This is a genomic window from Idiomarina seosinensis (assembly GCF_003987275.1).
Taxonomy (GTDB): domain Bacteria; phylum Pseudomonadota; class Gammaproteobacteria; order Enterobacterales; family Alteromonadaceae; genus Idiomarina; species Idiomarina seosinensis.
Window position 1 is genome coordinate 68,004 of record NZ_PIQF01000004.1, and the last position, 16,043, is coordinate 84,046.

Genomic DNA, 16,043 nt, shown 5'->3' on the forward strand with positions numbered 1-16,043 from the left:
AAGCGCGATTATCGCAATTCAGCTCCACTTTAGCAACTCTATTCGGTATCCGCTAAAATCGTTGGCGTCACAAATATTACAAGCTCCCGTTTCTCTTTGTGATATTGCTGGTGTTGGAACAGCGGTCCAACAATTGGCAATGCCGATAAAATGGGTACAGAACTGTCATCATTCAACTCCAGAGTTTGAAATATTCCGCCCAGTACGATGGTTTCGCCATCTTTAACCAGCACTTGTGTTCCCATCTCCTGAGTATCAATCGCGACAGCCGGTCCTGTCGGGGTAGAAACCGTATCGCCCCGCGTATTTTGAGTAATGGTTAAGTCGAGTAACACATGGTTATTCGGGGTGATTTGAGGGGTAACACGTAAGCCCATAACGGCTTTTTTAAACTGTACGGCGGTCGCTCCCGAAGCGGCGCTCTCAACATATGGTATTTCAGTACCTTGCTCAATGTAAGCTGGCTGCTGGTTGGCGGTGAAAATTTTAGGACTGGCAATAATGTCTCCCTTGTTTTCTCGCTCTAATGCGGTCAGCTCCAGATCCAATAACAGGCTATCGCTCAGTCGAGCAACGTTTAAACCAACCGTTGCTGCGGGCTGCACTGCTGGCAGTGAAATCTGCATACCTTTAATAAAGGTCGAGGCCGACTCTGGTGGTGTTTTTAAGCCAAACTCTGATGCGCCCCAGCGTACCCCGAACTCTTCAGCAACATTGGTTTTTAGGCTGACCATTCGGGCTTCTATCATTACCTGTCTGACTGGCCGGTCGAGGCGTTTAATCAGCGATTTAATGACGTTTAGCTGCTGCTCTTGCTCTGTAACGATTAGCGTATTTGTTCGTTCATCTACGGTGATCGAACCGTTTGCTGATAAAAAACTTTGTGGAGAGCCTTTCAACAATTCGGCGAGTTCGACTGCTCGGGCAAAGTTAATAGTAATTAGTTCTGTCGAGGTCTTTTCGCTGTGTGTCTGGGCTTGCGGCTGCGTGCTTATCCACAGCACATTGCCATTAATATTGACGAACAAACCATTACTCGACGCCAGGCTGGATATAGCATCGACCCAGCGAACATTTTTTAGCTGTAAGCTTGAACTACCGTTAATGGTATCGCCCATGATCAGGTTTAATGCCAATTTATCAGCGAGAATTTGGAAAATCTCGCGCAGCGGGGTGTCTGCTAAGGTAAGGTCGACTTTTACCTGTTGTTGCTCAGGAGACAACAAATGCTCCCATGTGGCCGTTCCGGCGTTACTGACGGAAGGTAGAAAAGTTAACAGAATAGAACCGTAAATAAGGTTTTTGAGCGTTGCTGGCAGTTGCCTCATAAAACATCCTTTAAGTTTAATTCAACCTTGTGATTGAGCCAGCACTGGCTTTGTTGTCGCCATTGCTGCAGCAACACGTTGTCGTTGTTAATAGCGATGATCTGGCTGAGCGGCTGTTGTAACCAGTCACCTTTTTGTAGTGCCAGCCAATGACCTTCTGTATTTAAGAAATAGGCTTGGGCTGCGTCGTGTTTGGCGCGATTACGCACCACCGCGATTAATCGAAGGTTATTGTATGTTGGCAGGTTTTGCCGATGCACTGGCGTTAAAAAAGCTGGCAAAGTTTGGCATGTAGCGTGGTTATCAGTATGAGTTAAAGTGGTTAGCGGCTTTATAAAAGCGCTCTCGGAGTTTTGACTAAAATGCCATTTTAACTGGCCCTGGTTATCATTGGTGCGGGTCAACGAGAGCATTTGGTGAGTATAAGGTGTCGGTTGATATATACGCGTAAATCTGATGAACGAGTTGAGGTATTGGAATAGCTCTGAGGGTTGGCCGGCAATCGTTGCCCGAAAACTGGCATGGCTGGCGGGGTCGTGTTGCAAGGTTAGCTGAAGGCTAAACTGATCGGCCCACTCAGCGAGCAGCCATTCGAGTGCTGGAGTCGCAGCCTTAGGTGTGATGGGTTGCAGCGCGGATGACGCTGCTTGCACTGAAGCAAGCCGTTTTAACTGTTGTCGTTGTAATGACAGCTGTTCAGCAAGCTGCTGCTTGTGCAGGTGAGTGTAAAAATAGGTCAGCGCAATGATGACCGACACAGACATGAGTAAAACAATAATAGAGGCGTAGTTGCGACTGATGATCACTGCGATGGCTCATCTCTCTGAATCATCGAAAAATAACCATTACGCGGGAAATCAACGTTCACCACGCTATCTTGCCATGCGTCACGCAATGATGCGGCAAGTGATTTAACGGAGCCGATAGCCTGATAGGTGCCGGTTATTTTGAGCTCGCCCGGAAGCCAGGTTAGGTCTTGCAGCTGTAGATCTTCAATAGTAGCTGTGTTGAGCGAGATAAAATGTTGGAGTACCGATATTTGTTGGCGGTTGGCTTGCTCGGTTTGTTGTTGCTGTTTCAGCGCATTTGCCGCTTGCTGGTAGCGCTGCTCCAGTGCTGCTAAATGTTCAAGCCGTGCTTGATTGGTCAATACCGCTTGTTGCAACGGTTTAACTAAGGGCTGATAGCTTACGCTGTATACTATTCCAATAAGAGTTATGCACAGCACACAATAACCTAGCCATTTCTTTTGAATCGCCAGTTGATGACGAAAGCCAGGTTGTCGCCAATTAATTAAATTTAGTGATGCCACTGATTAAATCCTCGCAACGCCAGACCCAGAAGGGGAATGTGCTTGTCTGCGGTTAGCGATGTTGAGTCGGTGCTTAACTGAGCCGGAATTTTTAGCTGAATAAACAGTGGACTGGTCACTAGTTCAGCGAGGGTTCTGCATAAGTCGCTAGGGCCAAAGAAAAATATCGGGCAATTTAATTGGGTTAGAGCGCTTACCTCGCTGATGGAACTAAAGTTCAGCGATTGCAGGTCGCCGCGTAAGCAGTTCATAACAATGGCCAATGGTTGAGCGAGTTGGATGACTAACCATTGTTGGCAAGGATATTTTAAATAGCGGGTTGGCCAGTGTTCTGGTAACAGAAAATTGACGGCGCGTAATACCGATTGAAAGGCTGGTTCTACGACTGTTATAGGCTTATTTAGTAACGCAAGTAGTTGTTTTTTCTTAGCGACTTGCGCCGGATGACCGGTAACGACAACCGTGTTTTCAAGCTGTTGTTGATGATCAATGACCATTGGCTGGTCGCCGGTTGGAGTAACACCAAGCGTTTCGGCAACAACTTCTCTGACTTCATTTGCTGATGGTTTACTCGCTATTTGTTGGTAATGAACTGCTCGATGTTCCATCACCGTCATTAGCGATTGGCAGTTCAGCTTTTTGTTGAGTGGTTGGTCTAGTGGGTGTGAAAAGAGCTGGTGAACGCTAATGGCGCTACCAATCGCTTTAAGCTGCAGTAACACCAATTTCTCGTCGACAATATCTACTGCCAGCCGATGGCTTAAAGAGATAGCCATTGTTCACTCCGTAAAGGTTTAGAAAATAATCTGCAAGCGTAGTGTTTAGCGCAAAAATCAGCCATAATTAGAAGTCGTTAAAGCTTGTATGAAATTAAAGGGCGCGGTTGTCTTAAATGGAGTCTGCGATTGAAGTTTTTTAAACGCCTGATCATAGTATTTATCGCACTTGGGATACTCGGTGTTACGGCCGTCGCGGGTCTATACTTTTACCTGAAGCCAGAGTTACCAAGTGTTGCGACGCTAAGGGATGTCCAGTTGCAAACACCAATGCAGGTGTTTACTAAAGACGGTGAACTTATTTCCCAATTTGGCGAAAAGCGGCGGATCCCGGTTGCTCTGGAAGATGTTCCGCAGGACATGGTAGATGCTTTTCTCGCAACGGAAGATAGCCGCTTTTATCAACATTTCGGTGTCGATCCTATCGGCGTGATGCGCGCATTTTGGGTGCTTCTTACTACCGGCGATATTAAAGAGGGCGCTAGTACCATAACGATGCAGCTGGCGCGGAACTTCTTTCTGAGCTTTGACCGTGCCTGGATGCGAAAAATCAAAGAGACCTTTATTGCACTGCATATTGAACAGCTGTTGGATAAAGATGAAATACTCGAGCTATATTTAAATAAGATTACCTTTGGTCACCGAGCTCATGGTATCGGTGCCGCAGCACAAGTTTATTACGGGAAGTCGTTAGAACAACTAACTCTGGCGCAAATAGCGACCATTGCGGGTCTGCCCAAAGCACCTTCCAACCTTAATCCCATTAGCCACCCGGAAGCATCGAAAGCCCGTCGGCGTGTCGTGTTGCTGCGGATGCTGGACGAAAATAAAATTACCCGAAGTGAGTTTGAGCAAGCCGCCAGCGCTCCTGTAACGGCGCGTCGCCATGGTGCCGAAGTTACTGTAGATGCGCCTTATCTGGCGGAGATGGTTCGGCAGGAAATGATTGACCGCTATGGTGAAGAGAAGGCATACAATGCGGGTTATAACGTTTATACAACGGTAAACAGCCGTATTCAGTTAGCTGCTCGCCAAGCGGTTTGGGATAATCTGCATGCGTATGATGAACGGCACGGCTATCGCGGACCTATCAGTATTTTGTGGTCCGCAGAAAAAAATGAAAGTCCTTCATCAGCTGAACAAATTAGTGCCTACCTGGAACAGTTAAAGAGTATTGGCATGGTAACACCGGCAGTCGTTACCGAAGTCGCTGAGCAATCAGCAACATTAGAGGTCAAAGGGCATGGCGCCATCACTCTTCCCTGGGAAGGCATGCATTGGGCTCGAGAATATATTAATGAGGAAAAGCAGGGGCCCGCTCCTGAAACGACTAAGGATATTATGCGAGCTGGGCATGTAGTTTGGCTTCGGCGAGCAGGAGAAGAAAATAACTGGCGCTTAGCGCAGTTACCAGAGCCCAGCTCCGCGATTGCTTCGCTACAGCCGGATGATGGCGCCGTTGCTGCGGTGGTTGGTGGCTATAGCTTTACTTTAAGTCAGTATAACCGCGCGTTACAGGCAGAGCGGCAGGTCGGTTCGAATATTAAGCCGTTGATTTATTCGGCGGCATTTGAAGAAGGTTTGACCTTGGCAACTCTGGTCAATGATGCGCCTATAAACCAATGGAATCCGGGATCTGGAATTGCCTGGAGACCAAAAAACTCGCCAGATGTCTATGAAGGCCCGATTCGCCTTCGGAAAGGTTTAGCCAAGTCTAAAAACGTGGTTTCGGTGCGATTGCTACGTGAAGTTGGCGTGGAAAAAACAGCGGATCACATTGCTAAATTTGGCCTGGATCGGAGTGATGTTCCGGAAAACGAATCGATATCGCTTGGTTCATTGTCTATGACTCCCATGCAAGTGGCCCGTTCTTATGCGGTATTTGCTAATGGTGGTTATTTAGTTGAGCCTTACGTGATTGAACGTATTGAGCAAGGTAATGGAGAGGTGATCTTTGAAGCCAATCCCAAACGGGCATGCACAGACTGTGACAACCCGGCTCCCCAGATTATCTCCGAACAAAATGCATTTTTAGTCGCTCAGGCGATGAATTCTGCCGTGTGGGGCGGCGGGAGCTGGGCCCACGATACGGGTTGGAATGGCACATCGTGGAGAATTCAGCGCTCTAAACCGATTATTAACGAGGTTGGACGGGCGATTGCCGGTAAAACAGGTACCACTAATGATGTCAGGGACACTTGGTTTTCTGGTTTTACTAGTGGCCTGGTGACAACTACGTGGGTAGGTTTTGACGATGTCTCACGGCAGCTTGGCAGAACGACAATGCATCCACTTTTGGATAGCAAACAGCAATCCATATCGGGTGGTGAAGCGGGTGCTAAAACAGCTCTCCCCGGCTGGATATTATTTATGGAGGAAGCCGTATCGGCCTACCCTTCTGATAATTTAATGATCCCACCAGGTGTGGTTAATGTCCGTATTGATTTGGAAACGGGCAAGCTATCTCATCGAACGGACTATACGACACGGTTTGAATACTTTATCAGCGGTACCGAGCCGAAAGAGTACATCGATCGTAGCGAATCAAACGGTAATATTTTCGATGACGATGGGGACGGACTGTTTTAGTTAGCCGCGCCCAACCTTGCCAGCAGTTGGTTTAAATCTGACTGGACGCCGCCGGCGGTAACATGCTTACCGGCTCCGGGGCCGCTAATAACAAGCGGCATTTCAGAGTACCAGTCGGTGTAAATAACAAAAATATTTTCGCCGGGAATTAAGTTAGCCAACATATCGCCCTTAGGGATGTACTCCACCCCTATCTGCGCTTTTACACGTCGCTCTTCGGTTACGGAAAAGCTTGCTAACAAACGTGGCACCTTACCATCCACTGCGGCTTCCTCTAGCATGGCATTCATCGGCTTATCCAGCTCGTCTAAGCGTTGCATAAATTCAGTGGCGCTGATATCTCGCAAGTGCTCTGGTACCAGGCTATTAACTGTTATGTCTTCCCAGTCCAGGCGCAGACCTATTTCGCGGGCGAGAATGAGTAACTTGCGAACTAAGTCCTGGCACGATAAATCTTCCCTCGGATCCGGCTCGGTAAAGCCTTGCGCTTTTGCCTCAGCAACCAACTCGCTAAACAGTGTATCTTTGGTAAAATTCTCAAATAGCCAGGACATAGTTCCTGAGAAAATGCCTGAGATACTGCGTATCTCATCGCCCTGGCTACGTAAGTCATTAATCGCATAATTTAACGGCAATCCAGCCCCGACGGTGGTGTTGTATAGCCATTGCCGTTTATATTCATGTTGAATGGTGCGGATTTCACGGTAAAGCGGTTCTTCTGCAGATCCAGCGCGTTTATTGGCACTAATAACATGCAGGCCGTTAGCAAACAGACTGGGGTATAGTTGAGCAATGGGCTTGGCGTCGGTTAGGTCCAGTAACACCAGTTCGTCGTAGGGAGCATTGGGCAGTTCACGCAGCAGCTCTGTCAGTACGTAAGGTCGCGACAGACGGTCGAAACTCGTTGACCACTCGTTAAGTTCAACACCGCTATAGTCAAGCCATAGCTTTTTCGAGTTAGCAATACCAATGACCCGCACATCCATCATTTGATTGATGCGGTCACGTTGCTGTTTAAACAGCTCCAGCCAGGCGCTGCCAATATTGCCTCTTCCTAATACCAAAACACCAAGGCTACGCCGGTAATTAAACAACTGGCTGTGTAAGCGATTTAGCAAGCGACTGTCTAGCTGTTGCTCGAGAATCGCAATGGCTGAATTGCCATTGTCACCCATCCCAAAACGCCGAACTTTTTGTTCGCCTAATTGCAGCTTAAAGGTGGTGTATTGGTCGGTTTCCTGAATTCGATTGCCTACCAATGCCACCATGGAGTAGCCATGAATCTCGGTAATCGCATTACCCATATCAAGCTGTTCGAGCCAGCGACGCATGTAATCCAGGTGGTTTTGATGAAACACCAGATATTGGTGATGCTGATCCGGCTCGGTCCAACTGAATAGTGGCTCTAGATCAAGTTGTTCGAGTTGTTTTACTAACTTACGATCGTCCAGTTTAACTTTAAACAGCACGACTTCTGATAGTGATGTAAAGACCTTACCTCTGGGCTCTGTATGCTCGAATTGACCGATACGCGTTTGCTGGTTTTCGACTTTCAAGCTGGAGCGTACAGAGATCACCATACGTTCTCGATCCACCGGTTGGAAAGTACGGGGGTGCAATACGGGACTGCCCAAACGAGCGAGCTCCTCAGCTTCAGACCAATCCAGAGATGGTAAGCTGACGACACGTTCAATTTTCCGAGGGTCGGCAGAGTACACACCGGCAACATCTTTCCAGATAGTGACCTGTTTAACGTTGAGTAGGCTGCCGACAAGGGTGGCGGAATAATCACTGCCATTACGCCCCAAGGTCAGACTCTCGTCGTTTAAACCGCGCGCGATAAAACCAGTTACGATAAAGCGGGTGCCGGGGAATGGTGCGACACGCTCAAGTATAGCGTTACGCGATTGCTGTTGCTGGATAATCGGCTCGGGCGCGTCTTCGGCACGAAGAAAGTCGCGAGCATCTATGTGCTCTGCTTTGGTGCCCTGTTTTTTAAGCAGGGCAGCCAACAATCGTGCTGACCATAACTCGCCGTAGGCCAGTAACTCGGCATCGTGAGATATTTTTTCTTCCCCGGCGATAACCTTTCTAAAACGTTGAAAGTCTTGTTGGGAGACAGTAATCAACTGTTGCTGTAAGTCACCGCTGAGCAGCTCTGTAATTAATCCAAGTTGAAAGCTCTCAAGTTGATCGAGCAAAATTTCGGCGGTATCACCGGGATGTCGTAAGGCATTAATAATTGCCAGGATCCGGTTGGTGGTATCGCCGGCAGCTGATACTACGACCAAGTCGCTGGCACCAGCATATTCAGTAACGATACGAGCTACGCGTCTATAGCAAAAAGCGTCGGCTAAACTACTACCGCCAAACTTATGAACCTGCACGTTATCCGCCGCAGTCTGAATTTGTGCTTCGCTTAGCCCTTTTATGCCCATTTACAGAGTCCTCTTTACCGCGCTATTCGTTTGCTTATGAGTAAGGCTAAAATATTGTGTCGCAAATGTCAGCAACTTTTGGCCATCTAGATGGATAAAATTTGACGTAGCGATGGGATTGGGTACAATTCATTATATCTTATAAGGTTTTTTTATACAGCAGGATAAAACAATGAAGTGGAACGGTGAGTACATTTATCCATACGCAGAACATGGTCGTAAAAGCCAACAGGTTAAAAAGGTGACTGTCTCAATCCCGACGCGAGTATTGAAAGTACTGACTGATGAGCGTACCCGGCGTCAAATCAATAACTTACGCCATGCTACGAATAGCGAGCTACTGTGCGAAGCCTTTTTACACGCTTTTACCGGCCAGCCCTTACCGACGGACCAGGATTTGGATAAGTCTAACCCGGAGAAAGTACCGGAAGACGTCCGTAAGGAACTGGAAGCACGTGGCTTACCGGTTCCTACAGACGATGAGCTGGACCAATCTTAGTCGTTCATATAGTTAGCTGGGAGATCAATTCGCGCTGCGCCTGAGCTCACCGCAGCTTCTGCGACGGCCCGGGCCACACGCTGACACAAGCGTGGGTCAATTGGTTTTGGAATAATGTAATCTGGGCCGAATTGTAACTTGTCGACGCCGGCAGCTTGTAACACGCTGTCAGGAACCTCTTCTTTGGCAAGTTGACGAATCGCTTCTACCGCTGCGACTTTCATCTCATCCGTAATAGCGGTTGCTCGCACGTCCAGCGCCCCGCGGAACATGAACGGAAAACATAAAACGTTATTCACCTGGTTGGGATAATCGGAGCGGCCAGTACCAATGATAACGTCTGCTCTGGCCTGCTTTGCAAGCTCTGGTTTTATTTCTGGATCAGGGTTCGAGCAGGCAAACACGATGGGCTTGTCAGCCATTAATTTTAGCGTTTCTGGCTCTAATAGGTCAGGGCCTGAAACGCCTAAGAATAAGTCGGCACCTTCAATCACATCTTCCAGGGTTCTTTTGTCGGTGTTATTGGCAAACAGAGCTTTATACTCGTTTAAATCATCACGACGAGTGTGAATAACACCTTTTGAATCGAGCATATAAATGTGTTCGCGTTGAGCGCCACATTTAATTAATAGCTCCATACAGGCAATAGCAGCAGCACCGGCTCCCATGCAAACGATGTGCGTGTTTTTTAATTGCTTACCTTGAATTTCAAGAGCATTAAGCATGCCTGCTGCGGTTACGATGGCGGTACCGTGTTGATCATCATGGAAAATAGGCACATTGCACTTTTCAATCAGAGCTTGTTCAATTTCGAAACACTCAGGTGCTTTAATATCTTCCAGGTTGATGCCGCCAAAAGAGTCCGCGATATTCGCCACCGTATTGATAAAGTCCTGAGTGGTACGGTGAGTTACCTCGATGTCTATAGCATCCAATCCCGCAAAGCGTTTAAATAGTAAAGCTTTGCCCTCCATAACCGGTTTCGATGCCAGCGGACCGAGGTTGCCGAGACCCAGAATCGCGGTGCCGTTACTGATGACGGCGACCATGTTGCCTTTTGCCGTATATTTGTACGCATTATCTGGATCTTCCGCGATCTCTCGAACAGGCTCAGCGACGCCGGGGCTGTAAGCAAGCGCTAAGTCTTTGCTGGAGTTTGCGGGCTTAGTTAATTCGACAGAGATTTTGCCTGGAGTCGGGTATTGGTGATAATCCAACGCTTGCTGGCGGAAGTCAGACATAGAAGTAAAGCCTTATATCGCAAATAAGTAATGGCTTTATAGTCTAACGACTTCGTCGATAATAACAAATCTTACCTGATGAAATGGACTTATGGCTGGGGTCTAACTTTTAACGTGTTTAAAAAGAAACCAGTTAACTTTTCTTTAACATTGCAGGGTGTAGCCAACTAGCCCAATAAAAAAGGCGCTAAATAGCGCCTTTTTTGGAAAACTCTCACAGAAGCTTTATTTTCCGAAGTTTTGTTTTCTCGGTGATTATTTCTTACCGAGTGAACCGAAACGCTTCTTAAATTTGTCGACACGGCCACCAGTGTCCATTACACGTTGCTTACCAGTGTAGAATGGGTGGCACTCTGAACATACGTCGACCAGTAGGTCTTCGGTGCGAGTAGAACGTGTTTCAAACTTGTTGCCACACGAACAAGTAACCGAAATGGCCTCGTACTTAGGGTGGATATCTTTTCTCATGGGATTACCTCAATTATGGGCCGCATCGCTATCCGATCATATACCGCCGGACACCATGCGTAAAAAAACAACAGTTATCAAGAGCGCGGCATTCTATGTGATCAGCGGCTATTGATCAAGTAAAATATCAACGCTTGTATTATCAAAAAGGGCAACCCAAAATAGCGCTATGACAGCGACTCAACGATTTTTCGAAGTTTCTTTGCCGGTGCCGTTGCGGCAAACCTTTAGTTACCAGACAGATAACCAGGGTTTGCCAATCGGAGCCCGGGTGCGCGTGCCTTTTGGTCAGCGGCAGTTAGTCGGCTATGTGGTCGCAGAACAAAGCGCTGACGATCTTGGCGAGTATCAGGTTAAAGAAATTATCGAAGTTATCGATCAGCAAACCATCTGGACCGACGATATTTGGCAGTTGATCGTGTGGAGCGCTGATTATTATCATCACAGCTTAGGTGAAGTTGCTGCTAACGCACTGCCGGTGCTGCTCCGTAAAGGGAATGAGGCAAGCTACCCGGCGACTGAGTATTGGCGCTTAACTGAGGCTGGTAAAAAAGTTGATTTAGAGGGTCTAAAGCGCGCGCCCAAGCAAATTAAGCTGTTACAGACGTTGGCTGAAAGTGCCTGTACCCGCAGCTCGATCAGCGAGCAGGGGATTAGCCGAACAGTGATGACGGTTGTTGCCGACAAGGGCTGGATAACATCATTTACTGAACGCGATTCAAAGACCACTTCGGGGTGGGAGTTTGGCAGTGCTAATCAACCGTTAACTTTGAATAAGCAACAAGCAGTTGCGGTAACCACCATAAATCAGCAGCAGAGGTATGCCGCCTTATTATTACAAGGGGTCACCGGCAGCGGTAAGACAGAAGTCTATTTGCAGGCAATGACGGATGTATTGCAACGGCAACAACAAGTACTAGTACTTGTTCCTGAAATTGGCTTAACTCCCCAAACATTGCGTCGCTTTCAGCAACGTTTTGATGTGCCGATTGTTATGCTGCACTCGGGATTAAGCGATTCAGAGCGCTTAAAAGCGTGGCTTGATAGTCGGTCAGGTAAGGCTGCTATTATCATCGGTACTCGGTCAGCGGTGTTTACGCCGTGTAAAAACCTGGGAATGATTATTATTGATGAAGAGCATGATTTATCGTTTAAGCAGCAGGACGGGTTTCGGTACCACGCGCGTGACGTTGCCGTAAAGCGAGCTCAGTTGCTTGATATCCCGATTGTATTAGGCACAGCAACGCCTGCGCTTGAAACATTAAACAACGCAGTAAATAGTCGTTTTCATTGGCTCAAACTTGATCAGCGAGCAGGTGGTGCAGAAAACGTCAAACACCAGGTGTTGGATTTAAAACAGCAGACTATTGAGGCTGGTGTATCGGCGCCGCTACAAAAACAAATCGGCAGCGAGTTAGAGCGTGGTAACCAGGTTCTGCTATTTCTAAATCGTCGTGGTTTTGCACCAGCGCTGATGTGTCATGAATGTGGCTGGATAGCGCAGTGCAAACGATGTGACGCCTACTACACAGTGCATAAGACTTATCACCAGCTGCATTGCCATCATTGTGGAAGCCAGCGACCGATTGCTAAACAGTGCGGCGATTGCGGTTCAACTCATTTGATTACGCATGGCGTGGGTACTGAACAGCTCGAGCAAAGTTTACAGAAGCAATTCCCCGACTATGGTGTGTTGCGAATTGATCGAGACTCAACTCGTCGTAAAGGTGAGCTAGGGCGACAACTTCAGGCTGCAACGGATAATCGTTACCAGATCCTGGTCGGTACCCAGATGCTGGCTAAAGGGCATCACTTTCCCGATGTCACGCTGGTTGCATTGTTAGACGTTGATGGTGCTTTATACAGTGCCGACTTCAGAGCTTCCGAACGGTTGGCACAGTTATTTACTCAAGTGGCTGGTCGCGCTGGGCGAGCCCGCAAAGCCGGAAAAGTCGTGCTGCAGACACATCACCCTGAACATGATTTAATCCAGGATCTACTTAATAACGGCTACCAGGACTTTGCACTGACGGCATTAGCCGAACGGCAGATGAGCCTGTTACCACCATTTGGACATATGGCGTTGTTTCGGGCCGAAGCGGTTAACCGTCAGCATGTGGTCACTGCTTTGCAAGAGTTAGCTCAGTTAATGCCGATCGCTGATGGTGCTCAACTATTAGGGCCCATGCCAGCACTAATGGAGCGAAAAGCCGGGCGCTACCGCTATCAGTTAACATTGCATTGCCGTAGTCGTAAACTACGTTATCAGTTACTGGAGCACTTGTTGCCACAGATTAATGAGTTGGCATCTTGGCGAAAAATTCGCTGGTCGCTCGATGTTGACCCTCAAGACTTCACATAACGACCAGAAAACGAGTAAACTAACCGGTCTGGTACTTATCTTTTTTTCCGTTAATTTTACAGGTAGTCGAGTCGATGAAAGAACAACTGGAACAGTTACTAGCTGATGCTATTGGTCAAATAAAAGCCGATGGCGTGTTGCCCGCCGATCAAACGGTCAATATTCAGCTCGACCGACCTAGAGATAAGTCTCACGGTGACTTTGCAACCAACTTGGCGCTGATGTTGGCGAAGCCGGCTAAGTCTAATCCACGTCAATTAGCTGAGCAGATTATTGCGGCGATTCCGCAAAATACGTTGCTGGAAAAGGCCGAAATTGCCGGTCCCGGGTTTATTAATTTCAGCATTGCTCAGGATCAGCTTAAAGGCCAGTTGCAGGCAATGTACGACAGCAAGCGTATGGCAGTCGCAGAAGCTGAAAATAAGCGTACTATCGTTATTGATTACTCCTCTCCTAACCTAGCCAAAGAGATGCATGTTGGGCACCTCCGCTCAGCGATTATTGGTGATGCCACATCTCGTGTTGCAGAGTTCCTGGGCCATAAAGTCATTCGCCAAAATCATGTTGGCGACTGGGGGACTCAATTTGGGATGCTGCTGGCGCATATGGAGCAATTGGATAATCAGTCGGCAGAGTATGAGCTTAGTAATTTGGAAACATTTTATAAAGCAGCAAAACAGCGGTTTGACGATAGTGAAGAGTTTGCCAACCGAGCGCGCGAACTGGTGGTTAAGCTGCAATCTGGTGACGACTACTGCCTGCGCCTTTGGAATCAGTTTATTGAGGTATCGTTGAGTCACTGTCAGGAAGTTTATGACCGGTTGGGGGTAAAACTGACGCGTGACGATGCTATGGCTGAAAGCGCCTACAACGACAAGTTACCTGGCGTTATTGAACACCTGCGAGAGAAGCAGCTGCTGGTAGAGGACCAAGGGGCACAATGTGTCTTTTTGGATGAGTTTAAGGGTAAAGAAGGTGAGCCTTTACCGATTATCGTGCAGAAAAAAGGTGGTGGTTACTTGTATGCAACTACCGACCTGGCCGCCATTGAATATCGTCAGAAGCAGCTTGGCGGTGATTACTTGATGTATTTTGTCGATGCCCGTCAATCACTGCATTTTGAACAGATATTTACCCTGGCCCGCAAAGCCGGCTTCATCGAGGGTGATATCCGTACCGAACACTTTGGTTTTGGTACCGTAATGGGACGGGACGGCAAACCCTATAAAAGCCGTGATGGTGGTGTGACTAAGCTGGCCGATCTTTTAGATGAAGCAGAGCGCCGGGCTTTATCGTTGTTGCAACAAAAAGACAGTGATTTGAGCGAACAACAACAGCAACAAATAGCCAAAGTTGTTGGCATCAGTTCCGTTAAGTATGCGGACCTATCGAAAAACCGTACCAGTGACTACATCTTCGACTGGGACTTAATGTTAACTTTCGAGGGTAATACAGCGCCTTACCTATTGTACGCTTATACCCGAGTTAACAGCATCTTTAATCGTCTCGGAGACAGCGGTTTTGATCAGGGTGCCGAATTTGTTCTGAATGATGAACGTGAAGTTGCATTGGCGAATCAACTGGTGCGTTTTAACGAAGTTGTTCATCAAGTTTACGATAAAGCGATGCCACACTTTTTATGTGGTTACTTATTTGATCTGGCGGGCCGTTTTTCGAGCTTTTATGAGGCCTGTCCGATACTCAACCAAGAGGATTTGGCTATTCGCAATAGTCGCTTAAAGCTTGCGCGCTTAACGGCCAATACTTTATCGCAAGGGTTAGAACTCTTGGGTATTCCAACACTGGAAAAAATGTAAGCGAATGGATTACGCCAATCGCAAGCCTAAAAAAGCCCCTAAGAAAGGGGCTGGCAAAAAGCCTAAAAAGCAGACGCAGCGTGGAGCAACCAGCCGCAATACAGGGCAACGACAAGTTCCCTGGTTGATTATCGTGATAGCTGTCGCATTGATTGCAGCCTTTACCTACAGCTTGATCAAAATAAATGGTAGCTCTGGTTCAGCGGAGTCGACGCCGGTTATTCAACCGCCACCAGAGGACTTACTGCCAGAAAAACCGGAAGAGCGCTGGCAGTATATTGATGAACTCGAGCATAAAGAAGTTGAGGTGGATGTGCCCGAGCGTGAGTTGGGTCCTCCTAAACTGATGCAATGTGGTTCTTTTCGACAAAAAGCCGATGCTGACCGGTTGCGTGCGCAAATTGCAATGGTTGGTCTGGAAAGTCAGGTTCGTGCAACCGAGGGCAGCAACGGTCTCTGGTATCGGGTAATATTAGGCCCTTACGAAACAAAACGAGACGCGGAGCGTGATCGGCATAAGCTGCAACGTGCTCAGGTCTTTGGTTGTGCTATCTGGAACTGGAATTTAGATTAGCCAACACCTTGAAATCCTCGCTTTAGGCCCTCAGATAGTTGTCAATGACGTCGCGCAGCGACACCATAGGAATTAACTAAAGAGGGCCAAACATTGACTACGATAGTATCTGTTCGCCGCGATGACAAAGTTGTTATTGGCGGAGATGGTCAAGTGTCACTGGGTAATACAGTGATGAAATCTAATGCGCGTAAAGTACGCCGCTTATACAACGATCAAGTGCTAGCAGGGTTTGCTGGCGGCACCGCTGACGCTTTCACTTTATTTGAACGGTTTGAGTCGAAACTCGAGCAGCATCAAGGCAATTTGATGCGTGCGGCGGTAGAGCTCGCCAAAGACTGGCGGACTGATCGGGCATTACGCAAGCTAGAAGCCTTATTAGCCGTTGCGGATAAGGAAACATCATTAATCATTACCGGTAATGGTGACGTGGTACAACCTGAAAATGATCTTATTGCTATTGGTTCTGGTGGTCCATACGCACAGTCGGCTGCTAGGGCTTTATTGGAAAATACCGAGCTGGATGCGCGCGCTATTGTAGAAAAGGCATTAACCATTGCCGGAGACATATGCGTTTACACCAATGGCAGTCAAACTATTGAAGAGCAGCAATCGATAGCTGCTTCCAAAAATAAATAA

At 47.7% G+C, this 16,043-nt stretch carries 13 protein-coding genes; 6 read left to right on the forward strand and 7 right to left on the reverse strand.

The window, feature by feature from the left end; all coding sequences use genetic code 11:
• Positions 1 to 38: 38 nt before the first annotated feature.
• The 4 genes from pilQ to CWI81_RS11265 are packed head-to-tail and all read right to left on the reverse strand — an operon-like array spanning position 39 to position 3,416.
• Positions 39 to 1,328, reverse strand: a complete 1,290-nt coding sequence (pilQ, locus tag CWI81_RS11250) for a type IV pilus secretin PilQ (RefSeq protein ID WP_126785410.1) — start codon at positions 1,326 to 1,328, stop codon at positions 39 to 41.
• Complete coding sequence (locus tag CWI81_RS11255) at positions 1,325 to 2,134, reverse strand: hypothetical protein (RefSeq protein WP_126785411.1); 810 nt, start codon at positions 2,132 to 2,134, stop codon at positions 1,325 to 1,327. The genes pilQ and CWI81_RS11255 overlap by 4 nt, the downstream gene beginning before the upstream one ends.
• Complete coding sequence (locus CWI81_RS11260) at positions 2,131 to 2,640, reverse strand: hypothetical protein (RefSeq protein ID WP_126785412.1); 510 nt, start codon at positions 2,638 to 2,640, stop codon at positions 2,131 to 2,133. The genes CWI81_RS11255 and CWI81_RS11260 overlap by 4 nt, the downstream gene beginning before the upstream one ends.
• Positions 2,628 to 3,416, reverse strand: coding sequence for a hypothetical protein (locus CWI81_RS11265; RefSeq protein ID WP_126785413.1), 789 nt, complete (start codon positions 3,414 to 3,416; stop codon positions 2,628 to 2,630). Before CWI81_RS11265 ends, CWI81_RS11260 begins: the two co-directional genes overlap by 13 nt.
• A 129-nt stretch (positions 3,417 to 3,545) precedes the next feature.
• Between CWI81_RS11265 and CWI81_RS11270 the strand changes: the two genes are divergently transcribed.
• Positions 3,546 to 6,005, forward strand: coding sequence for a penicillin-binding protein 1A (locus CWI81_RS11270; RefSeq protein WP_126785414.1), 2,460 nt, complete (start codon positions 3,546 to 3,548; stop codon positions 6,003 to 6,005).
• Here CWI81_RS11270 and CWI81_RS11275 read toward each other — a convergent pair.
• Positions 6,002 to 8,443, reverse strand: coding sequence for a bifunctional aspartate kinase/homoserine dehydrogenase II (locus CWI81_RS11275; protein WP_126785415.1), 2,442 nt, complete (start codon positions 8,441 to 8,443; stop codon positions 6,002 to 6,004). The genes CWI81_RS11270 and CWI81_RS11275 overlap by 4 nt on opposite strands.
• 172 nt (positions 8,444 to 8,615) lie before the next feature.
• Here CWI81_RS11275 and metJ point away from each other — a divergent pair, with 172 nt between their 5' ends.
• Complete coding sequence (gene metJ, locus CWI81_RS11280; RefSeq protein WP_126785416.1) at positions 8,616 to 8,942, forward strand: met regulon transcriptional regulator MetJ; 327 nt, start codon at positions 8,616 to 8,618, stop codon at positions 8,940 to 8,942.
• Here the strand turns inward: metJ and CWI81_RS11285 are convergent.
• Together CWI81_RS11285 and rpmE are read right to left on the reverse strand one after the other, a co-directional pair.
• Positions 8,939 to 10,183 (reverse strand): malic enzyme-like NAD(P)-binding protein, encoded by a 1,245-nt coding sequence (locus tag CWI81_RS11285; protein WP_126785417.1) that lies wholly within the window; start codon positions 10,181 to 10,183, stop codon positions 8,939 to 8,941. The two genes, metJ and CWI81_RS11285, sit on opposite strands and share 4 nt — an antisense overlap.
• A gap of 255 nt (positions 10,184 to 10,438) precedes the next feature.
• Positions 10,439 to 10,651 (reverse strand): 50S ribosomal protein L31, encoded by a 213-nt coding sequence (rpmE, locus tag CWI81_RS11290; RefSeq protein ID WP_126785418.1) that lies wholly within the window; start codon positions 10,649 to 10,651, stop codon positions 10,439 to 10,441.
• Between the two features lie 169 nt (positions 10,652 to 10,820).
• On the opposite strand from rpmE, the gene priA reads away from it, so the two are divergent.
• The 4 genes from priA to hslV all read left to right on the forward strand — a co-directional run bounded on the left by priA (position 10,821) and on the right by hslV (position 16,043).
• The gene (gene priA / locus CWI81_RS11295; protein WP_126785419.1) at positions 10,821 to 13,013 is read left to right on the forward strand and encodes a primosomal protein N'; all 2,193 of its coding nucleotides are present in this window, start codon (positions 10,821 to 10,823) and stop codon (positions 13,011 to 13,013) included.
• A 74-nt stretch (positions 13,014 to 13,087) separates the two neighbouring features.
• Entirely contained in the window at positions 13,088 to 14,830 is a 1,743-nt protein-coding gene (argS, locus tag CWI81_RS11300) for an arginine--tRNA ligase (RefSeq protein WP_126785420.1), read from the forward strand.
• 4 nt (positions 14,831 to 14,834) lie between these two features.
• The gene (locus tag CWI81_RS11305) at positions 14,835 to 15,404 is read left to right on the forward strand and encodes an SPOR domain-containing protein (protein WP_126785421.1); all 570 of its coding nucleotides are present in this window, start codon (positions 14,835 to 14,837) and stop codon (positions 15,402 to 15,404) included.
• A 93-nt stretch (positions 15,405 to 15,497) separates the two neighbouring features.
• A complete protein-coding gene (hslV, locus tag CWI81_RS11310) occupies positions 15,498 to 16,043 on the forward strand; it encodes an ATP-dependent protease subunit HslV (protein WP_126785422.1) in 546 nt (181 codons plus the stop codon).